The sequence below is a fragment of the Ornithinimicrobium pulveris genome, assembly GCF_050261105.1.
Taxonomy (GTDB): Bacteria; Actinomycetota; Actinomycetes; order Actinomycetales; family Dermatophilaceae; genus Ornithinicoccus.
In genome coordinates, this window is the sequence record NZ_CP189837.1 from 1,501,889 (window position 1) to 1,521,152 (window position 19,264).

At 70.3% G+C, this 19,264-nt stretch carries 18 protein-coding genes; 10 read left to right on the top strand and 8 right to left on the bottom strand.

The window, feature by feature from the left end:
• Positions 1 to 6: 6 nt before the first annotated feature.
• A complete protein-coding gene (locus tag ACQBAT_RS06870; RefSeq protein WP_420745888.1) occupies positions 7 to 1,359 on the bottom strand; it encodes an amidohydrolase in 1,353 nt (450 codons plus the stop codon).
• A 40-nt stretch (positions 1,360 to 1,399) separates the two neighbouring features.
• On the opposite strand from ACQBAT_RS06870, the gene ACQBAT_RS06875 reads away from it, so the two are divergent.
• Together ACQBAT_RS06875 and ACQBAT_RS06880 are read left to right on the top strand one after the other, a co-directional pair.
• Positions 1,400 to 2,350 (top strand): PfkB family carbohydrate kinase, encoded by a 951-nt coding sequence (locus tag ACQBAT_RS06875; RefSeq protein ID WP_420745887.1) that lies wholly within the window; start codon positions 1,400 to 1,402, stop codon positions 2,348 to 2,350.
• Between the two features lie 141 nt (positions 2,351 to 2,491).
• Positions 2,492 to 2,725, top strand: coding sequence for a hypothetical protein (locus ACQBAT_RS06880; protein ID WP_420745886.1), 234 nt, complete (start codon positions 2,492 to 2,494; stop codon positions 2,723 to 2,725).
• Here ACQBAT_RS06880 and ACQBAT_RS06885 read toward each other — a convergent pair.
• Positions 2,722 to 3,348, bottom strand: coding sequence for a nitroreductase family protein (locus ACQBAT_RS06885; protein WP_420745885.1), 627 nt, complete (start codon positions 3,346 to 3,348; stop codon positions 2,722 to 2,724). The genes ACQBAT_RS06880 and ACQBAT_RS06885 overlap by 4 nt on opposite strands.
• A 38-nt stretch (positions 3,349 to 3,386) precedes the next feature.
• Here ACQBAT_RS06885 and ACQBAT_RS06890 point away from each other — a divergent pair, with 38 nt between their 5' ends.
• The 4 genes from ACQBAT_RS06890 (at position 3,387) to ACQBAT_RS06905 (ending at position 6,124) form a co-directional block, all read left to right on the top strand.
• Positions 3,387 to 3,581, top strand: a complete 195-nt coding sequence (locus ACQBAT_RS06890) for a hypothetical protein (protein WP_420745884.1) — start codon at positions 3,387 to 3,389, stop codon at positions 3,579 to 3,581.
• Positions 3,559 to 4,065: a sigma factor-like helix-turn-helix DNA-binding protein gene (locus ACQBAT_RS06895; protein WP_420745883.1), complete on the top strand. Its 507-nt coding sequence runs from the start codon at positions 3,559 to 3,561 to the stop codon at positions 4,063 to 4,065. The genes ACQBAT_RS06890 and ACQBAT_RS06895 overlap by 23 nt, the downstream gene beginning before the upstream one ends.
• Positions 4,062 to 4,703 (top strand): homoserine kinase, encoded by a 642-nt coding sequence (locus ACQBAT_RS06900; protein WP_420745882.1) that lies wholly within the window; start codon positions 4,062 to 4,064, stop codon positions 4,701 to 4,703. The genes ACQBAT_RS06895 and ACQBAT_RS06900 overlap by 4 nt, the downstream gene beginning before the upstream one ends.
• 176 nt (positions 4,704 to 4,879) lie before the next feature.
• Entirely contained in the window at positions 4,880 to 6,124 is a 1,245-nt protein-coding gene (locus tag ACQBAT_RS06905) for a mechanosensitive ion channel (protein WP_420745881.1), read from the top strand.
• A gap of 34 nt (positions 6,125 to 6,158) precedes the next feature.
• Here the strand turns inward: ACQBAT_RS06905 and ACQBAT_RS06910 are convergent, their stop codons facing one another.
• The 4 genes from ACQBAT_RS06910 to xylA form a co-directional block, all read right to left on the bottom strand.
• Entirely contained in the window at positions 6,159 to 7,427 is a 1,269-nt protein-coding gene (locus ACQBAT_RS06910; RefSeq protein ID WP_420745880.1) for an ATP-dependent DNA ligase, read from the bottom strand.
• A gap of 4 nt (positions 7,428 to 7,431) precedes the next feature.
• Complete coding sequence (locus ACQBAT_RS06915; protein ID WP_420745879.1) at positions 7,432 to 8,262, bottom strand: polysaccharide deacetylase family protein; 831 nt, start codon at positions 8,260 to 8,262, stop codon at positions 7,432 to 7,434.
• A gap of 233 nt (positions 8,263 to 8,495) precedes the next feature.
• Entirely contained in the window at positions 8,496 to 9,896 is a 1,401-nt protein-coding gene (gene xylB / locus ACQBAT_RS06920; protein WP_420745878.1) for a xylulokinase, read from the bottom strand.
• Positions 9,897 to 9,899: 3 nt separating this feature from the next.
• Positions 9,900 to 11,087 (bottom strand): xylose isomerase, encoded by a 1,188-nt coding sequence (xylA, locus tag ACQBAT_RS06925; RefSeq protein ID WP_420745877.1) that lies wholly within the window; start codon positions 11,085 to 11,087, stop codon positions 9,900 to 9,902.
• Between the two features lie 167 nt (positions 11,088 to 11,254).
• Between xylA and ACQBAT_RS06930 the strand changes: the two genes are divergently transcribed.
• Genes ACQBAT_RS06930 through ACQBAT_RS06945 form a run of 4 tightly spaced genes read left to right on the top strand, consistent with a single transcriptional unit; the run spans position 11,255 to position 16,795 of the window.
• Positions 11,255 to 12,568, top strand: a complete 1,314-nt coding sequence (locus tag ACQBAT_RS06930; protein ID WP_420745876.1) for an ABC transporter substrate-binding protein — start codon at positions 11,255 to 11,257, stop codon at positions 12,566 to 12,568.
• Positions 12,569 to 12,582: 14 nt separating this feature from the next.
• Complete coding sequence (locus tag ACQBAT_RS06935; protein ID WP_420745875.1) at positions 12,583 to 13,563, top strand: carbohydrate ABC transporter permease; 981 nt, start codon at positions 12,583 to 12,585, stop codon at positions 13,561 to 13,563.
• The gene (locus tag ACQBAT_RS06940; protein ID WP_420745874.1) at positions 13,560 to 14,444 is read left to right on the top strand and encodes a carbohydrate ABC transporter permease; all 885 of its coding nucleotides are present in this window, start codon (positions 13,560 to 13,562) and stop codon (positions 14,442 to 14,444) included. Before ACQBAT_RS06935 ends, ACQBAT_RS06940 begins: the two co-directional genes overlap by 4 nt.
• Before the next feature lie 53 nt (positions 14,445 to 14,497).
• A complete protein-coding gene (locus tag ACQBAT_RS06945) occupies positions 14,498 to 16,795 on the top strand; it encodes a glycoside hydrolase family 3 N-terminal domain-containing protein (protein ID WP_420745873.1) in 2,298 nt (765 codons plus the stop codon).
• Positions 16,796 to 16,917: 122 nt separating this feature from the next.
• On the opposite strand, the gene ACQBAT_RS06950 is transcribed toward ACQBAT_RS06945, so the two are convergent.
• Both ACQBAT_RS06950 and ACQBAT_RS06955 read right to left on the bottom strand, forming a co-directional pair.
• Positions 16,918 to 17,922, bottom strand: coding sequence for a LacI family DNA-binding transcriptional regulator (locus ACQBAT_RS06950; protein ID WP_420745872.1), 1,005 nt, complete (start codon positions 17,920 to 17,922; stop codon positions 16,918 to 16,920).
• Between the two features lie 9 nt (positions 17,923 to 17,931).
• Positions 17,932 to 19,221 carry an endo-1,4-beta-xylanase gene (locus ACQBAT_RS06955; protein WP_420745871.1) on the bottom strand — a complete coding sequence of 430 codons (1,290 nt, stop codon included), beginning with the start codon at positions 19,219 to 19,221 and terminating at the stop codon, positions 17,932 to 17,934.
• Positions 19,222 to 19,264 lie beyond the last annotated feature (43 nt).

A 19,264-nucleotide genomic window follows, 5' to 3' on the forward strand; every position in this document is an offset into this window, starting at 1 on the left:
GAGCGTTCAGGCCTCCCCGGCCCCGTCGTCCACGCCAGCAGCATCGCGCCCCACCCACTCCAGCGTCGCCGCGACCATCGCGCGGACGCCGGTGTCCAGCATCGGCTGGAGCACCGGGGCAAAGTGCGGGGAGTGATTGTCCGGCAGGTCCGCGAGCGAGCCAGCCTCCTCGGCCTGCGCCCAGGTGTCCGCGTCGAACGCGCCAAATCCCCAGTAGCAGTAAGGAACTCCCCAGGCGTCCGGCAACTCGCCGAAGTCCTCGGACCCGCTCTCCGGCTCGAAGATCCGCACCTGATCGGCACCGAGCTCGGCGGCCAGGGCCGAGCGCACCCGATCCGTGGTCGCCGGGTCGTTGTCGGTGACCGGCAGGTGGTCGAAGGTCTCGAAGTCCGGCTCAGGGGCGCCCCACGCCGCGGCTTCGGCTCGGGCGGTGCGCTGGATCGCCGCCAGGCAGGTCTGCGCCACGCCCGCGTCATAGGTTCGCACCGTGCCTTCCAGCACCGCCTGCGACGGGATGATGTTTGTCTTGGTGCCCGCCTGGATCCGGCCCACCGTCACCACTGCCGTCGCCGAGGGGGCGACCTGTCGCGAGACGATGGTCTGGAGCCGGAGCACGAGCGACGCCGCCATCACCACCGGGTCCAGCGCCGTATGTGGTGCCGAGCCATGACCTCCCTTGCCGTGCAGCGTGATCCGGAAGTCGTCACAGCTGGCCATGATCGGTCCGTCGGCGACCTGCACCGAGCCCGCCGGGCCTGGCAGCACGTGCTGGCCAAGCGCCACATCGGGTCGGGGGAGGCGCTCCACCAGACCGTCGGCCACCATCGCCTCAGCCCCGTTGTCCTGTTCCTCGGCCGGTTGGAAGACCGCGATCAGCGTGCCCGCCCACGCCTCCCGGGAGGTGATCAGCAACCGGAGCGCGGCCAGCAGGGTAGCCACGTGGGTGTCATGCCCGCACGCGTGCATCACCGGGACGCTCTCGCCCTGCTTGTTGGTCGTCCAGACGGTGGAGGCGTAGTCCAGCCCGGTGTCCTCCTGGACCGGCAGCCCGTCCATGTCGGCGCGCATCAGCACGGTCGGCCCCGCACCGTTGCGCACCACGGCCACCACGCCGGTGCCGCCGAGCCCGGTCACGATGTCCATCACCTCCTCATCGCCCTCGGCCGAGCTGCGCTGCACCGTGTCGGTCCGCAGGCCGGCGAGCTGCGCCATACCCTTCAGCTCGGTGACGACCCGCGCGGCTGTCTCGTGCTCGGCCATCGACAGTTCGGGGTGGGCGTGCAGGTGGCGGTAGAGGTCCTCGAGCCAGGGGCGGATCTTCGGTAGGTCGGCGAGGACGGCGACGGTGGGGGAGGTCATGACGTCACGCTAACGCGCCCGGCATGTCAGGCTGTGCGCCGTGAGCCCGAGTCGCCCGAGTCGCCAGCACCGACGCGTCATCCACACCGGCCAGGCCCTCGTCGACGTGGTCTGCGAGGTGCCAGGGTTGCCGGTCCGCGGCGGCAACGTGAACGCGACGAGCTTTGCCCCGTATGCCGGTGGTGCAGTCAGCATCCTCCTCGCCGCCGCGCGGAGCGGGGCGAGCGCGGTCCACGCAGGGGCTCACGGCACGGGACCGAACGGGGACCTGATCAGGGCGGCCCTGGACAGGGAAGGGGTGGGGCTGTCGGCGCCGCCGGTCGCCGACGAGGACACCGGGATCTGCGTCGTGCTCGTCGAGCCCTCGGCGGAGCGGACCTTCGTCACGACCTACGGCGCCGAGCGTCGGATCAGCGCTGAGTCGTTGGCGACCAGCGACCCCGGCCCGGGCGACCTGGTCTGCGTGACCGGCTACTCGCTCTACCCGCCGACGCGGGACCCGCTGCTCGCCTGGGTGGACGGTCTCCCGGCCGATGTCCACCTCGTGCTGGACCCAGGGGCAGCGCTGGCGGACATGCCGGCCGAGCTGGTGGAGCAGGTGCTCGCGGTGACCGATGTCTGGACCTCCAACGCCCTCGAGGCGGAGGAACTGACCGGCGTGACCGACGTGGAGGCCTCCTGCGAGGCGGTGGCTGAGCGGCTCCCCGAGGGCGCGGTCGTCATCGTGCGGGACGGCCCGGAGGGATGCTTCGTCCGGGTCGACGGGCAGACCAGCTATGTCGCTGGCTACCCGCAGGAGCCGGTGGACACCAATGGCGCGGGGGACACGCACACCGGCGTGCTCTGTGCCGGGGTGGCGCAGGGCCTGCCGTGGCTGGAGGCGGCTCGCCGGGCCAACGCAGCGGGCGCCATCAAGGTCACCCGTCGCGGACCCGCGACGGCCCCGACCAGCGCCGAGGTGGACCTCTTCCTGGCGCAGCAGGATCACTGAGAGCGCCCGATCATCACGATGTGGTCACGAACCGGCGTGGCCCTGCAACCTTCGGTGCCCCTGCGACGTCATGATGACAAGGGCAGCAGGACGACGACGTCACAGTGGCTGCCACCGACAGATTCATGGCAGGGGACGCACATGACCGCTCACACCCATCGCTCCTCCCGCTCGATCGTGGACCACGCGGCGCACCCGCTGGACCACTCTCCCGAGGTGCTGCTGGCGCTCGCCGCAGTGCTGATCGTGGTCGCCGGTCCGGTGGCCCACGCGCTGCTGACGCCGGGACCGCTCATGGCTGCCGCCAGCGCCCTTCTCCTGGTGGTCGGGGTCGCCCTCGCGGTGGCCGCCGCGACCCGGATGCTGCGCGACTAGTCGACCGGCACACCACCGTAGGGACGGCCGAATCTGCCGTGGTGGGCAACCTCCCGCACCGGGCGGCGCCCTCGTCGCAAGGAGGGGGAGCGGCGGTCCGCTGCCGGATACCCCACCGAGATCACCCCGACGAAACGTCGGTTGCCCGGGATGCCGAAGGCCTCCCGGACATCTCCATGCCGCTGCACCGGCACGCCGAAGAAGAGCGCGCCCAGGCCCTCGTCCACCGCGGTGAGCAGCATCAGCATCGAGGCCATGCCGGTGTCGACATCCCAGAAGGGGACCGGCCAGCGCGCCTCGTCCCGGTCGGTCCAGCCCTTGTCCCGCTCGGCATAACGGTCCAGGTAGGTGTCCGGGTCGGACAGGGCGATGATCAGGCACGGGGCGGTCCGCATCCCGCGCAGCCAGGAGTCCGGCTCACCGCCGTCGCTGGTGCTGGCCCAGAACAGCTCCCGGTCTGCCTGGTCGGTGAGGACCACGAAGTCCCAGCCCTGGGAGAAGCCTGCGCTGGGCGCCCGCACCGCGTGGTCGAGCAGCCGATCCAGCACCTCGACAGGCACCGGACGGTCGGGGTCATAGGCCCGGACCATCCGACGACGACGGATCACCTCGCGCAGCTCCATCCCTTGATCGTGGCATGCCGCACCGACAGGGCTGAGTCGTGAGCAGGATCACAGCCAACCCGGAGGCGGGGAACGGCGTCCCGGAAGACATGACGAGCACGTCGATCGGACGGGTGGTGCGGATGCCGCGCCGCGCCGCCGAGAGGACCGAAGGCCCGGCAGACGGCCTGGTCCGCAGCGCCGTCACCGAGTCCGTGCGAGATTCCCTCGATGACGCCGTGCGCGCGGTCTAGTGGCCAACCTGGTGAAGGACCACTGGCGCAAGCGCTCCCGCGAGCGAGCGGCATACCAGCGTTTCCAGGGCGGTATCGACCCGGACGTGGACGTCGACAACAGCCCGACCGGGCTGTCGTGCTCTCGGTCCGGGCTGCGGTGGAGAGCCTGCCCGAGCGACTGCGCACCGCCGTGCTCCTGCATTACTTCGCCGACCTGAGCGTCGCCGACGTGGCCCGGCAGATGAGCAAGGCGGAAGGCACGATCACGCGCGACCTGCACGAGGCGCGGGCCCACCGCCCTGGACAGCCCGGACACGATCCTGTGGACCGGCCTGGACGGGGAGCTGGGCATCTCGACCGACGGTGGCAGGACGCACGAAGAGATCCGCAGGCCGGACGCGGATCTCCCCCTGCCCCCGGAGCGGACCCCCGACCAGGCTCAGAGCCAGGAGTCCACCGTCGTCAGCCACGACGGTGTACGCCTGATCGCTCTCACCGATGACGGGGCCTGGGTCACCGAGGACCGGGGCCATCGTCGCCGGGTTGGGGCTGGGTTTCGCGCTGGTCGGTGGCGGGGTGCTCTCCGAGGCCGACCTGGGACTGGTCAATACCCACGCGGGGGTGGCTGAGGGGCACCCGGACAACTCCTCCGCGTCCGTCTTCGGCGGGCTGACCCTGTCCTGGATGCCGAGCCCTCAGGTCGTGCGCACGGCCAGGCCCGTGCTGCACCCGGACATCGTCCCGGTGGTGCTCGTGCCAGCGACGGAGAAGCTCGACACGGCGATCGCCCGCAGCGTCCTCGGGCCGACCGTGCCACGGGTCGACGCCGTCCACCAGGTCGGGCGGGCAGCCCTGCTCGTGCACGCGCTGACCCACGAGCCGGCCCACCTGCTCGATGCGACCCAGGACCGGCTACACCAGGAGCCGCGCCGCGAGGTCTACCCCGTGACGATGGGCGCGGTCGACACCCTGCGCGCCCTGGGGCACGCCGCGGTCGTCTCCGGCGCCGGCCCCACCGCGATGGCCCTCACCACCCGGGACCTCGTCGAGGTCGTGGTCGCTGAGGCACGGTCCTGGGGGCGCAGCTGGAAGGTCCTGACCCCGGGGGTCCCAGATGTCGGCCTGCAGCTGCTCAATTAGCGAAACATTGCAGGTCAGCAGCCTTTTCCGGGGTTCACACGAAGATCTCGTTCAGATCACGATCACGTATCATTGGCCCTTTTGACTCTCAAGATTCTCCCAGGTCTTGTTACGGTGTCCAGCGGCCCAGACACCTCCGGGCTTGACCCTGCACGGACATCGAACCGAGGAGAGAGATGGATACCTGGCGGGACTACGACTGGGTGGGCCTGGCCGAAAAGGCCGGCATTGCCCTGATCATCCTGATCGTCACGTGGATCGTGGCGCGACTGGTGAAGGCGGCCTTCACCAAACTCGTGGGGAACGTGAAGTTTCTGCAGCGCCAGTCTGGTGATGGCCAGTCGCTGGGCGCCGCCCTGGGGCAGATTGCCTCCTTGCTGGTCTGGCTGCTCGGCCTGATCGCCATCCTTCAGGTCTTCAGCCTGGAGCAGGTGCTCGGACCGATCCAGAGCATGCTGGACAACCTGTTGTCCTACCTGCCGGCCGTCATCGGCGCCGGCTTCGTCTTCTTCGTGGGCTACGTGATCGCCAAGATCGCGCGCCAGCTCACCACCACCGCTCTGGACACCGCGGGCTTCGACCGTGGCGTGGCGCGGCTGACCAACGGTCAGCTGGGTGACGCCGAGGCGGCCCGTGCCGCTGGTGCCGACGCCGACGGCGAGGCCGTCCTGCGTGGTGGCGGCAGCACAGGGAGCGGCACCCGGCTGTCGTCGGTGCTGGGCAACCTGGTCTTCGCGCTCATCCTGATCCTGGTCGGCATCGCCGCCCTGCAGATCCTGGGCATCTCGGCCATCTCCGACCCGGCCGAGTCCATGCTCCAGACGGTCTTCGACGCCATCCCGAACATCATCGTGGCAGCGCTGCTGCTGGGCCTGGGTGTCTTCATCGCCAAGTTCGTCGCACAGCTCCTCGAGGGCACGCTGCGCGGCTTCGGCACCGACAAGTCGGTCGCCGAGCTCGGCATCATGCCCGAGGGGCAGAGCGCGAGCTCGCTCCTGGCACGCATCGCCCAGATCGCGATCATCCTGTTCTTCGGTGTCATGGCGACCCGGATGCTGAACTTCCCGGAGATCACGAACTTCCTGGAAGAGGTGCTGGCCCTCGGTGGTCGGGTCCTCTTCGGTGGCGCGATCATCGCCGCTGGTGTCATCATCGCCGGCCTGCTCCGTCGCACGATCGGCACCGGCACCGCCGGGACGATCATCTACTGGGCCACGATCGCGCTGTTCGTGGCGATGGGCCTGAGCTTCATGGGCATCGCCGACTCGATCATCAACCTCGCCTTCGGCGCGGTCGTGGTCGGTGGCGCGCTGGCTGCCGCTCTGGCCTTCGGCCTGGGTGGTCGCGACGCCGCCGCTCGCGCCCTGGCGAAGGTCGAGCAGGACAAGGCGCAGACGAAGGGCCAGACCCCGACCACCTGATCGACGGTCTGACCGACTGCCTGACCCGCAGTCCTCACGTGCGCCGGGGCGGCATCGCTGCCCCGGCGCACGCCTGTGTGCCACCACCACCGAGGGAGCGGTTGCTGCCAGCATCGGCCTTGCGTCCGCACCGGTGGAGAAGGGCGCCGCCGGTCACCACGACCCGGCGGCGTGGGCCCGCACCGGTGGAGAAAGGCGCCGCCGCGCGGGCCTGGTCCGCGGTGAGGACCCGGTCAACGACGAGGTCCGGCGCGAGGGAGGTGAGCGCCGCCCAGCGCAGGCGGGCTGGCTCATCAACGAGGTCACGGCCGTCGAGGTGCAGCAGATCGAACAGGTAGGTGGTCACCGGGGTCCTGCCCGCGAGTGCAGTCGGGTCGGCGCTGGAGGCGGTCCGGGCACCGGTGACCTGGAACGGGTGTGGGCGGCCATCGTCGGCCAGCGCAACAACCTCTCCATCAAGCACGGCGGTGCGCGCCGGCAGCTCGGTCACCGCTCGGACGACCTCGGGCAACCGGTCAGTGAACTCCTCCAGGGACCGGGTGAACAGGCGCACCGGGGGCCCGCCGCCTCCCGCCCGGTCCAGATGGATCTGGAGCCGGATGCCGTCCAGCTTGGCCTCGACCGCCACCTCCACCCCCTTGCCACCCTCGACCGCGCTGGGGACGTCCGGCGCGGTCCCGGCGAGCATGGGGCGCAGCGGTCGGCCCACCTCGAGCCGGATCTCCGCCAGTGCCACGGCACCCCCGGCCAAGGCGACCCGGGCGACCGGACCGGCATACCCGGCCAGCATGACCGCCCGCCGGACGAGTGCGTCCGGGACGTCCGCGGCGTGGGCGATCGCCGGCAGAAGGACTCCGTCGCCGGCGCCCTGCCGCAGTTCGCCGGTGATCAGCCCGACCAGCCAGCGCTGCTCCGGCGCGGTGGCCTGGGCGAGGAGATCGGCGACGGCTCCGGCGCGGGCACTCGCGGAGCCAGCACCGGAGAGTGCCCGGAGCTCGGTGAGGGCCTCGTCGACGGCGAGGACGCTCAGCGACGGTTCTGCTGCCGGCGCAGGGAGCTCGCGCAAGCCGCGCCAGCCGACCCCGACGGTCCGCTGCGGCACCACTCCCGCGAGGTAGTCGGCCACGACCTCCACCAGGCGCCCACCCTGGTCCCCGGCCCTCCCGTCCTGCTCCTGCGCCAGAGCCGCCGCGCCCTCGGCCGCTGCCACACGCAGGGTCGCCGCGAGCAGCTCGGTCTTGGCAGTGCGCGACCGGGTAGCCGCCACCGCGGCCGAGGTCGCGATGACACGGGCCAGCTGCATAGCCTCAGTGGTCGGGCGTGGGGTCGTCCGAGGTGTCCTCGAGCGGCGGGAGCACCCGCCCGTCGCTGAGTTCGACGCTGTCGTCGGAGTCGAAATCGACGGCGTTGCGGTAGCGGGTGGTGCGGTTGTAGACGAGGTCGCCGGGCCGCAGGTCGGGGATCAGTTCGTCGACGGTGACCACCGTGTAGCCGGCGTCCTCGAAATCAGAGAGCACCCCGGGCAGCGCGGTCACGGTGTTCTGGACGGTGTCGTGCAGGATCACGATCGAGCCCTCACGGACGTTGTTGCGGATGAAGGTGCGGATCTGCTGCGCGGATGGGCCATCCCAGTCCTTGGGGTTGACGTCGGTCATGATCACGGCCTTGCCGATGTTCCGGGTGTCGTTGTTGAACGCCAGGAAGGGCGGGCGCATGGTGGTCGTCGTCGGCATCCCCAGGTCGTTCAGCAGCGAGTCCGTGCGGGTCATCTGCTCTCGTTGCTGGGCCCGGGTGAGCTCCGTCAGTCGCACGTGGTCGTAGGTGTGGTTGCCGATCTGGTGGCCCTCGATCCAGGTGTTCCGTGCGACCGTGCTCCGCTCGGCGACCCGCCTTCCGACGACGAAGAAGGTCGCGGGCACGCGGGCCGTGGCGAAGATGTCGAGCACCTGCGTCGTCAGCGAGCTCGGCCCGTCGTCGAAGGTGACAGCGACACACGCGGTCTGCGCGCAGTTGATGGTGGGACGGGTGTCCAGCCCGGCCCCCCGCACCGTGGACCGGCACACCGACGCCTGCCCACCGAGCGCGACCACCCGCGAGGGCGTGAGGCGCTTCAACTCGGCCGCGGTCTGGGCGCTCACGGGCGAGCAGGTGCCGCCGGGGTCCGGCTGCGGGCCTACGGTTCAGGTCAGCTCCGCGCACAGGCCCGTGTCTACTCGGAGGACAACGAGCAGATCGAGTCCCGCGTGTGGGTCAGCAGCGATGACGGACGCACGTGGACTGAGCAGGAAGTCCTCGAGCGCGTGTCCTTCAGAGCGGATTGACGCCACGGACGGATGCGGGACTGATGGTCGGTCCCCTTCGCTGATGCTGCTCAGCGATCGAGCAGCTGGCCGGTCGCCTCGCGATAGCGCTCCAGCACGCTCTGCCCATCGGTGCGCGGCTCCACCTGCACCGCGGGCTCGGCGGGTGACCAGGTGGGTGGCTCGTCACCGCCGACGAGCAGCCAGGCGGCCTGCCGTGCGGCGCCGTCCGCGACATACTCACCGGGCGTGGGCACCTCGACCGGGATGCCCAGGAGGTCGGCCAGGGCCTGGCGCAGGGTGCGCGACTGCGCGCCTCCGCCCACCAGCAGCACGCGCCGTGGTTCGACGCCGTGGCCGGTGAGTGCCCGGAGTGCCTCGCCCAGGGAGCAGGCGACCGCGTCGATGGCCGCGCGTGCCAGGTGCGCGGGCGTGCTGGTCGCCAGCGTGAGGCCGTGCAGGGAGCCGGTCGCCGTGGGCAGGTTGGGCGTGCGTTCGCCCTCGAGATAGGGCACCAGCACCAAGCCATCGGCTCCCAGGGGCACGCCACCGGCGAGGTCGTCGAGCTCGCTCACCGGGACCCCGATCATCCGGGCCGCGGCGTCGAGCACGCGGGCGGCGTTCAGCGTGCAGGCCAGCGGCAGGAAGCGTCCGGTCGCGTCGGCGAACCCGCTGACCAGCCCGCTGGCGTCCTGCACGGCGTGCTCGGCGACCGCCGAAACCACCCCCGAGGTGCCCACGGACAGCACCACATCGCCCGGTCCGGCACCCAGCGCCAGCGCCGCCGCCGCGTTGTCCCCGGCGCCCGGGCCTAACGGCATACCACCATCCTGGGCCCGGCCGGAGGACTCGGTGGGCGCGAGCACCCGGGGGAGGGTCACCTCGCGTCCGAGGAGCTCGGCGAGCACCCCGTCCTCGTATGCCGCGGTGCCGGGATTCCAGTAGCCGGTGCCCGAGGCGTCGGACCGGTCGGTGACCAGGTCGGCCAGCTCGGAGGAGCCGGTGAGCCGCCAGGTCAGCCAGTCGTGGGGGAGTGCCACAGCGGCCGTGCGAGCGGCGTTGTCCGGCTCCTGCTCGGCCATCCAGGCGACCTTGGTCACCGTGTAGGACGGCAGCGGCACCGAGCCCGTGTGCTCGGCCCACCACGCGGCACCGCGCTCCTCGATCAACCGGCGCGCCTGCGGAGCGGACCGGGTGTCATTCCACAGGAGCGCGGGCCGCACGACCGAGCCCGACTCGTCGAGGGTGACCATGCCGTGCTGCTGGCCCGCCACCGAGATCGCGTCCACGTCCGAGAGCCCGTCAGCGGCCGCGATCGCCTCGGTGAGGGCAGACCACCAGGCGTCCGGATGCACCTCGGTGCCGTCAGGGTGGGCGGCCCGGCCCGAGCGCACCAGGCGCCCGGACTCGGCGTCCCGCACGACGACCTTGCAGGACTGGGTCGAGGAATCGATCCCGGCGACGAGCACCATGGGTCAGCGCGCCCCGAGGACGTGCTCCACGGCGAGCTGGTTGAGGTGCACGAAGCCGTAGCCGCGCTCACCCAGCCGGTCCGCGTCCGCCTCCAGGTTCGCGAAGTCGTAGTCCGCGAGCACGCTGGCCGGCGTCTCGCCCTCCTCCAAGGTGGGGGTGCCCAGGTCGAGGATGCCGGAGGCGGCCATCGCCTCCTGGACCTCGGGGTCGGCGCGGAAGGCCCGCGCGCGCTCGGCGAGGAGGCGGTAGGTGCTCATGTTCGCCGCGGCCGAGGCCCAGACACCCTCGACGTCCTCGGTGCGCGAGGGCTTGTAGTCGAAGTGGCGCGGCCCCTGGTAGCGCTCGCCGCCACCCGGGAAGCCGTTGTCGAGCAGATCGACGGTGAAGAAGGCCGAGAGCAGGTCGCCGTGGCCGAAGACGAGGTCCTGGTCGTACTTCGGGCCGTGCTGACCGTTGAGGTCGATATGGAAGAGCTTGCCGGCCCACAGCGCCTGGGCGATGCCGGCCGTGAAGTTCAGACCCGCCATCTGCTCGTGACCGACCTCGGGGTTCACGCCGACGATGTCGCCGTGCTCCAGGGTGGCGATCAGCGCCAGGGCGTGCCCGACGGTGGGCAGCAGGATGTCGCCCCGGGGCTCGTTGGGCTTGGGCTCCAGGGCGATCCGCATGCCGTAGCCCTGCTCCTTGATGTAGCCCGCGACCGCGTCCAGGCCCTCCTTGTAGCGCTCATGCGCGGCGCCGAAGTCCTTGGAGCCGTCGTACTCCGCGCCTTCCCGGCCGCCCCACATCACGAAGGTCTCGGCGCCGAGCTCGGCGCCAAGGTCCACCTGGCGCAGCACCTTGACCAGGGCCAAACGGCGCACGTCGCGATCGTTGCTGGTCAGTGCACCATCCTTGAAGACCGGGTGGCTGAAGGTGTTGGTCGTGACCATCGGGACGCTCATGCCGGTCTCGGACAGCGCATCGCGGAAACGGGACACGATCTGGTCGCGCTCCGCCGCGGGCGTGCCGAAGGGCACGAGGTCGTCATCGTGAAAGGTGATGCCGTGCGCGCCGAGCTCGGCGAGCTTGTGCACCGCCTCGATCGGATCCAAGGCCGGGCGGGTGGCCTCGCCGAAGGGATCGGCGGCCGGCCACCCCACGGTCCAGAGGCCGAAGGTGAACCGGGTCTGATCTGCGGTGTCGCTCATGGGCTTGCCTCCTAGTTGGTTTTATGGCAAAACTATACACATCACGGAACGAGGTGCGGCGATGCCGACCACCTTCGCCCAGTCGATCGAAATCGTTATCGACAACGATTGACACCACCGGCGTCCCCGCGACCGGCTGGACCTTCTTCAACGTCGAGGAGCACGACATGAGCAAGCGGATACTCACCCTGATCGCCGCTGGCAGCCTGCTGACGCTGACCGCGTGCGGCAACGGTGACAACGGCAACGGCGATACCGCAGACGGTGGCGCCACGGGCGCCGGCAATGGCGGAGACGTCACGATCTCCTGGTGGCACAACTCGAACACCGGTGAGGGTCGTGAGTACTACGACCAGGTCGCCGCGGACTTCGAGGAGGCCAACCCGGGCGTGACCGTCGAGGTCAGCCCGATGCAGCACGAGGACATGCTGACCCGCCTGGACGCCGCCTTCCAGAGTGGCGACGCCCCAGACATCTTCATGGAGCGCGGTGGCGGCGAGCTGGCGGACAAGGTCGAGGCTGGCCTGATCCGGGACATCACCGACGATGCGGCCGACGAGATCGAGCTGCTCGGTGGCACCGTGGCTGGCTGGCAGGTCGAGGACCGCACCTACGCGCTCCCGTTCAGCCTGGGCGTGGTGGGCTTCTGGTACAACAAGGAGCTCGTCGAGAGTGCCGGCATCACCGAGGAGCCCGAGACCTGGGACGAGATGTACGAGGCGATCGACAAGCTCAAGGAAGCGGGCATCGAGCCGATCTCGGTCGGCGCCGGCGACACCTGGCCAGCCGCGCACTACTGGTACCAGTTCTCCCTCCGCGAGTGCGCGCAGGACACCCTGCAGGACGCCGTCACCTCCCTGGACTTCTCCGACGAGTGCTTCCTGCGCGCCGGTGAGGACACCCAGCAGCTGGTCGAGTCCGAGCCGTTCAACCGCGGCTTCCTGTCCACCCCCGCCCAGTCCGGTCCGACCAGCGCCTCCGGCCTGATGGCCACCGGCCGCGTCGCGATGGAGCTGCAGGGTCACTGGGAGCCCGGCGTGATCATGGGCCTGACTGAGGACGGCGCGGGCCTGGGTGACAACCTCGGGTGGTTCCCGTTCCCGGCCGTCGAGGGTGGCGAGGGCGACCAGGACGCGCAGCTCGGCGGTGGTGACGCCTGGGCCGTGAGCGAGGGCTCGCCGGATGCAGCTGTCGACTTCGTGAAGTACCTGCTCTCGGATGAGGTCCAGCAGGGTTTCGCCGAGCTGGACATGGGTCTGCCGACCAACCCGAACGCCTCGGACTCGGTCCAGGACCCGTCGCTGGCCTCGCTGCTCGAGGTCCGGGACAACGCCCCCTACGTCCAGCTCTACTTCGACACCGCCTTCGGTGCCTCGGTCGGTGGCGCGATGAATGACGCGATCGCCCTGCTCTTCGCCGGGCAGGCCACCCCGCAGGACATCGTCGACGACACCCAGGCCGCCGCCGACGCCCAGGGCTGAGAAGTAGTCCGTCGATGACCGCCACTCCCGCGCTCCCGCCGGACACCGGGGAGCAGGAGAAGCCCACCGGCCGCGCCTCGCGGCCGGTGGGGGGCGGGCGCGACTGGAAGATGGCGCTCGAGATCGCCGTCTTCGTCACCCCCGCGCTCCTGCTCTTCCTGCTGTTCGTCGTCTGGCCGATCCTGCGGGCGGTCCAGTTCTCCGCCTACCGCTGGCGGGGCTTCGGCCCGCTCACCAACTTCGTCGGCCTGGACAACTACCGGGCGGTGCTCAACAACGACGTCTTCATCGGGGCCCTCACCCACAACCTGATCATCGTGGTCCTCTCGATCGTCATCCAGCTGCCCCTGGGCTTGGCGATCGCCTTGCTGCTCAACCGGCGGATGAAGGGCCAGGGCACACTGCGCACGATCATCTTCGTGCCCTACGTCCTCTCCGAGGTGATCGCGGGTGTCATCTGGTTCCAGATGCTGCAGCCGCAGTACGGCGTCATCGACACGCTTCTGGACCGCTTCGGCATCGATGGGCCGCAGCAGGGTTGGCTCGGCACACCCGATCTGGCGCTCTACACCGTCATCGGCGTGCTGACCTGGAAGTATCTCGGCCTGGCGGTCCTGCTCTTCCTGGCCGGCCTGCAGGGCGTCCCGCGCGAGCTGCACGAAGCAGCCCAGATCGACGGGGCCAGTTGGTGGCAGACGCAGTGGCGGGTCACCATCCCGCTGCTCGGCCCGACCATCCGGATGTGGGCTTTCCTGTCGATGATCGGCTCGCTGCAGCTCTTCGACATGGTCTGGATCCTCACCGGCGGCGGTCCCGCCAACGCCACCACCACGATGGCCACCTTCCTGGTGACCGAGGGCACCCGGCGCCAGAACTACGGCATCGCCGCGGCCGCCTCGGTGATCCTGTTCGTGATCGCTCTGGTCATGGCGGTGCTCTACCAATACTTCGTCCTGCGCCGCGACAGCGCCGACCCGGTGAGGAGCCCGCGATGACCGTCACCGCAGACAAGCCCCAGACCCGTCGCCGGTTCGCCCGCGCGCCCAAGGAGGGAAGCGGCCGCGGAGAGGGCGGCCCGATCGTCTACCTCGTCGCGCTCGTCGTGGTGGCGCTCACCCTGGGTCCCGTCCTGTATGCCGTCTTCGGCGGCTTCCGCACCAACGCCCAGTTGGCGGCGGACCCGGCTGGCATGCCGGACCCGTGGGTCTTCGACAACTACCACCGGGTGCTGACCAGCAGCAGCTTCTGGACGTTCGCGATCAACTCCACCGCGATCGCGGTGATCACCACCGCGGTGACCGTGGTCTTCGGGCTGATGGCCGCCTACCCGCTGGCGCGCTACCAGTTCCGGTGGCGGGAGCCGCTGTTCATGGTTTTCGTCGTCGGCCTGCTCTTCCCGGCCACCGTGGCGATCATCCCCCTGTTCATCCTGATCACCCGGGACCTGAGCATGGGGAACACCTGGTGGGGCGTCGCGCTGCCGCAGGCGGCGTTCGCGCTGCCGATGACGATCGTCATCCTGCGCCCCTTCCTGATGGCGATCCCCCGCGAGATGGAGGAGGCCGCCCTCATCGACGGCGCCTCCCGGGTGCAGTTCTTCTGGCGCGTGCTGCTGCCCCTGTCGGGGCCCGGCATGATCACCGTCGGTGTCCTGGCCTTCGTCGGGTCCTGGAACGCCTACCTGCTTCCGCTGCTGCTGCTGCAGGGACAGATGCGCACCCTTCCGTTGGGCGTGGCGGACTTCTCCTCCCAGTACTCCTCCGACACCGCCGGCGTCTTCGCCTTCACCACCCTGGCGATGATTCCCGCGCTGCTGTTCTTCCTGGCCATGCAGCGCCGGATCGTCAGCGGACTGCAGGGCGCGGTCAAGGGCTGACCGCCGCCGTCCGGCATACCGCTATCCCCGTTCCCCCGATCGAGAGGTCTTCGATGTCCGAGCCGTCCAGCACGACCACCAGCACCCGCGAGGCGCCGCTGCCGACCGACCCGGCCGAGCTGCTCTCCCTGATGACTCTCGAGGAGAAGCTCGCCCAGATCGTCGGCTTCTGGGACAAGGGGGACGGGGATGCCGTCGCTCCGCTGCAGGGTGCCTTCGGTGATCCGCAGAGCCTGCACGACACCTCGCGTCACGGACTGGGCCACCTGACCCGCGTCTACGGGACCAATCCGGTGGAGCCGACCGAGCGCGCGGCCTGGCTGTGGGAGTTCCAGCGCTGGCTGGTCGCCTCGACCCGGCTGGGGATCCCGGCCCTGGTCCACGAGGAGTGCCTGACCGGGTTGTCCGCCTGGAAGGCGGCCACCCTCCCGACCCCCGTGGCCTGGGGCGCGAGTTTCCACCCCGAGCTCGTCGAGCGGGCTGCCCGACTCTTCGGCGCGACGATGCACGAGCTGGGCATCCACCAGGGCCTGGCCCCGGTCCTGGACGTGGTCCGCGACCCGAGGTGGGGACGGGTCGAGGAGTGCATCGCCGAGGACCCCTACCTCGTCGCGACCACGGGCACCGCCTACGTGCAGGGGCTGCAGGCCGAGGGCGTGCACGCGACCCTCAAACACTTCGTGGGCTACTCCGCCTCCCAGGGCGGCCGCAACTTCGGCCCCGTCCACGCGGGCCCGCGCGAGCTCGAGGACGTCCTGATGGTGCCCTTCGAGATGGCCGTGCACGAGGGTGGGGTGCGCTCGATCATGCACGCCTACACCGAGATCGACGGTGTCCCGGTGGCCGCGGACCCGGGCCTGCTCACCGGCGTGCTGCGTGATCGCTGGGGCTTCACCGGCACGGTCGTCGCCGACTACTTCGGGGTCGCCTTCCTGCGCGTGCTCCACCACGTGGCCGAGGACCTCGGGTCCGCCGCCGCGTTGGCGCTGGCGGCCGGGGTGGACATCGAGCTGCCGACCGGAGACGCCTATCTGGCGCCACTGCTGGAGGAGGTGCGGGCAGGCCGTGTGTCTGAGGAACTGGTCGACCGCGCCTGCCTGCGGGCGCTGGAGCAGAAGGCCGAGCTCGGCCTCCTCGGGGCGACCTTCGAGGACGAACCGCCGACCGAGATCGAGCTGGACGGTCCGGAGCTGCGCGCCGTCGCCCGGGAGCTCGCCGAGGAGTCGATCGTGCTGCTGTCCAATGACGGCACCCTGCCGCTGCGTGAACCGGCCAAGGTCGCCCTCATCGGCCCCAACGCCGACCGCACCGAGGCCCTCTTCGGCTGCTACTCCTTCGTCAACCACGTCATCCCGCAGCACCCGGGCACCGAGCCGGGGATCGAGGCGCCCACCGTCCGGGAGGCGCTGGCCGCCGAGTGGTCAGGCGCGGAGATCACGCACGTCCAGGGCTGCGAGATCGATAGCGAGGACACCGATGGGTTCGCCGAGGCTGTCGTAGCGGCAGAGGGCGCCGATGTCGTGGTCGCCGTCGTAGGTGATCAGTCCGGCCTCTTCGGCCGTGGCACCTCGGGCGAGGGCTGTGACCGCGACGACCTCGAGCTTCCAGGCGTGCAGCGGCAACTGGTGGAGGCGCTACTGGAGACCGGCACCCCGGTGGTCCTCGTCCTCCTCACCGGTCGCCCGTATGCCGTGGGCTGGGCCCTGGAGACCTGCGCGGCTGTGGTGCAGGCCTTCTTCCCGGGTGAGGAGGGCGGCGCGGCCGTCGCGGGCGTGCTCTCTGGGCGAGTGAACCCCTCGGGGCGCCTGCCGGTCAGCATGCCCCACTCCGTCGGCAGCCAGCCGTACACCTATCTACACCCCCACCTGGGCGGGGACACCGATGTCACCAACCTGTCCAGCCGGCCCAGCCTGCCCTTCGGCCATGGCCTGTCCTACACCACCTTCGAGCGCGACGGCCTGGAGGTCGTGGCGGGGCAGACCTCTGCGGATCTCACGGTCCAGGTGAACGTCGCCAACACCGGCGATCGGGCCGGAGCAGAGGTCGTGCAGGTCTACGTCCGTGACCTGGTCGCCACGGTCACCCGTCCGGTGGCGCAGCTCGTCGGCTACGCCCGCGTGGACTTGGATCCCGGTCAGCGCCGGCGGGTCAGTTTCACCGTGCCGCCCGCCCGGTTGGCCTTCACGGCCCGCGACGGCCGCAAGGTGGTTGAGCCCGGTGCCTTCGACGTCTGGGTCGGCAGCTCGTGCGAGGACCGCGAACTGGTTCAGGAGGTCCGCCTGGACGGTGACGTCCACGAGATCGGGACCAGCGACCCTCGGCTGACCACCGTGGCCGTCGAGGACGCCTAACAGCGGCCGCGTCTGCCTCACCGCGGCGACTCCGATCTGCACGGACGCCGATCTGCACGGACGCGGATCAGCACGGACGCCGATCAGCACGGACACCGAACAGCAAGGACGCCGTACAGGTCCTAGCGAACCCGGCTGGTGGAGCCCCGCTCCACCAGCCGGGTCGGCAGGCGCACCTGCGAGTGGGCCAGTTCCTCGCCGGCGAGGAGGTGCAACAGCATCTGGAGCGCCCTCACCCCGAGCTCGTGCAGCGGCTGGGCGACGGTGGTGAGTTGCGGGTGCGACAGGGCTGACTCCGGGATGTTGTCGAAGCCGACGATCGACACGTCCTCCGGCACCCGCACTCCGAGCTCGGCCGCGACCTGCAGGGCGCGGATCGCCATCAGATCATTCGCGGCGAAGATCGCGGTCGGTGGCTCGTCCGCGAGCAGCAGTTCCCGGGTCGGCTGGTCGGCCGAGTCTGCCCGGAACGTGCCTCGCGCGAGCCACTCGTCACGGACAGCCAGTCCGGCGGCGGCCATGGCCTCGCGGTAGCCCCGTTCCCGGAGCCGGGCCGACTCGAGGTCCTCCCGCCCACCGATCATCGCGATCCGGCGGTGCCCCAGGCCGATGAGGTGCTCGATGGCCTGCCGAGCGCCCCCGATGTTGTCCGAGTCCACCGTCGGGGCGTCGGCGGAGCCGGCATGCGGGTCGATCGCCACGACCGGCACAGCACCGTTGGCGCCGACCACCGTGGGGGTGACCAGGATCGCGCCATCGATGAGGGTCCCGCCCAGCCGACCCAGCGAACGGCTTTCCCACCCAGCCTCCGAGCCGTGGGTGGCGCCGGCGAAGGCGAGCAGCTCGTAGTCGCAGTCCTCCGCGGCCTCCGAGATGCCTTTGAGCAGCTCCAGGCTGAAGGGCTCGAACTCCGCGACCAGGATCCCGATGATGTTGGTCCGCGGCGTGCGCAGGCTGCTGGCTCCCAGGCTCGCGGCATACCCGAACTCCTCGATCACCTCGAGGACCCGTGCACTCGTGGACGCGGAGACCCCGTAGCGGCTGTTGACCACCTTGGAGACGGTCGCGACCGAGACCCCCGCAGCCTTGGCGACATCCTCCATCCGGGGCCGCCCGTTCCTCGCCATCGCCCCAGCCTATGAGTGCGGCATCGTCTGGGGGAAGGACTGTGGCGCAGGGGCGTTGAGCTCAACCACCTCGACCCGACCGCCGGGGAGGTGCACGGCATACTCCCCGAACCAGCCCTCGAGCCGGGCCCGTCCGTCACCGTCGGTGCGCACCTGGTGCGGGCCGGTCCACCACTCGCCCCGGATCAGGTTGTGCAGGGCCTCGTAGGACGGCTTGGGGGAGCCGTCCTCCCGGACCAGCCCGGCGGGGGCGCCGAGCCAGGCGCCCCGGTCGAACAGGCCCCAGTAGGTGACCGCTTCCACCGAAGGGTGCGAGAGCAAGGTGCGGTAGTGCCGAACAAGTTCATCGGCCTGGCGAGCCTCACCCTCGGGAGTGCTCGGCCAGGAGTCCACCTGGTGATCGTTGAGGTCGACGATCTCCGGTGGCATCAGGTCACCGGAGACGAGGGTGGTCTCGGTGAGGTGCAGCGGGAGGCCGTAGCGCGAGAAGCGCTCCAGGATGCCCAGCGTCTTCTCCTCTCCCCAGTAGCCCTGGTGCATGTGGCTCTGCAGCCCGATGGCGTCCAGCTCGATGCCTGCCTCGAGCACGCCCTCGATGAGGGTGTCGTAGGCGGTGGACAGGTCGAAGTCATTGAGCAGCAGCGTGGCCCGCGGGTTGGCCTCCCTGGCCTGCTCGAAGGCCAGCCTGATCATCCCGATCCGGCCCAGTGTGCGGGACAGCTCAGTGATGGCATTTGGCTCCTGGGTGAAGACCGGCATGATGACGACCTCGTTGATGGCGTCCCAGCAGTCGATCGCTCCGGCCAGTTGACCGACCTCGCGAGTGATCCGTGCCCGGAGAGTCTTCTCGACCTCATCGAGGTCCCGGCCGCGCAGCCAGGTGGGGGCCAGGGTGTGCCAGACCAGGGGGTGTCCCTTGACCCTGATGCCTCGTTCGGCGAACCACCGGGCTCCGGCCGCGAGCCGGTCGGTGGCGGGTGAGCCTTCCTGCGGCTCGAATAGACTCCAGTAGACGGGCACGGTGGCGGTGGTGAAGAGGGCCCGCCACTGCTCCTCCATCCGAGCAGGGTCTTGACTGGCGGCGGAGACATTGGTGATGTCCTCGGGGTCCTCAGGGAGGAACTCGAAGCCATGACAACCGAAAGCGAAGGCGTGCGAGCGCTGCTCCACCGTGACCTCGGTGTCGCGCAGGGGCGCTCCCTGGGCGTCGCGGAGCAACACCTCCAGGGAGCCGCGGCGGTGAGCCATCGACGGCTCCGGGCTGGGGCTGGTCAGGGCGAAGGGCGGGCGGTGGTCCATGGATCTCCTTTTGGGCTGCGATGAAACTAACCCACGCGAAGCG

Bases quoted from the DNA above. Each gene is read 5' to 3' on its own strand.
- ACQBAT_RS06870 (WP_420745888.1), bottom strand. From the start codon at position 1,359: ATGACCTCCCCCACCGTCGCCGTCCTCGCCGACCTACCGAAGATCCGC.
- ACQBAT_RS06880 (WP_420745886.1), top strand. From the start codon at position 2,492: ATGACCGCTCACACCCATCGCTCCTCCCGCTCGATCGTGGACCACGCG.
- ACQBAT_RS06885 (WP_420745885.1), bottom strand. From the start codon at position 3,348: ATGGAGCTGCGCGAGGTGATCCGTCGTCGTCGGATGGTCCGGGCCTAT.
- ACQBAT_RS06895 (WP_420745883.1), top strand. From the start codon at position 3,559: ATGACGCCGTGCGCGCGGTCTAGTGGCCAACCTGGTGAAGGACCACTG.
- ACQBAT_RS06900 (WP_420745882.1), top strand. From the start codon at position 4,062: ATGACGGGGCCTGGGTCACCGAGGACCGGGGCCATCGTCGCCGGGTTG.
- ACQBAT_RS06905 (WP_420745881.1), top strand. From the start codon at position 4,880: ATGGATACCTGGCGGGACTACGACTGGGTGGGCCTGGCCGAAAAGGCC.
- ACQBAT_RS06910 (WP_420745880.1), bottom strand. From the start codon at position 7,427: ATGCAGCTGGCCCGTGTCATCGCGACCTCGGCCGCGGTGGCGGCTACC.
- xylB (WP_420745878.1), bottom strand. From the start codon at position 9,896: ATGGTGCTCGTCGCCGGGATCGATTCCTCGACCCAGTCCTGCAAGGTC.
- xylA (WP_420745877.1), bottom strand. From the start codon at position 11,087: ATGAGCGACACCGCAGATCAGACCCGGTTCACCTTCGGCCTCTGGACC.
- ACQBAT_RS06930 (WP_420745876.1), top strand. From the start codon at position 11,255: ATGAGCAAGCGGATACTCACCCTGATCGCCGCTGGCAGCCTGCTGACG.
- ACQBAT_RS06935 (WP_420745875.1), top strand. From the start codon at position 12,583: ATGACCGCCACTCCCGCGCTCCCGCCGGACACCGGGGAGCAGGAGAAG.
- ACQBAT_RS06940 (WP_420745874.1), top strand. From the start codon at position 13,560: ATGACCGTCACCGCAGACAAGCCCCAGACCCGTCGCCGGTTCGCCCGC.
- ACQBAT_RS06945 (WP_420745873.1), top strand. From the start codon at position 14,498: ATGTCCGAGCCGTCCAGCACGACCACCAGCACCCGCGAGGCGCCGCTG.
- ACQBAT_RS06950 (WP_420745872.1), bottom strand. From the start codon at position 17,922: ATGGCGAGGAACGGGCGGCCCCGGATGGAGGATGTCGCCAAGGCTGCG.
- ACQBAT_RS06955 (WP_420745871.1), bottom strand. From the start codon at position 19,221: ATGGACCACCGCCCGCCCTTCGCCCTGACCAGCCCCAGCCCGGAGCCG.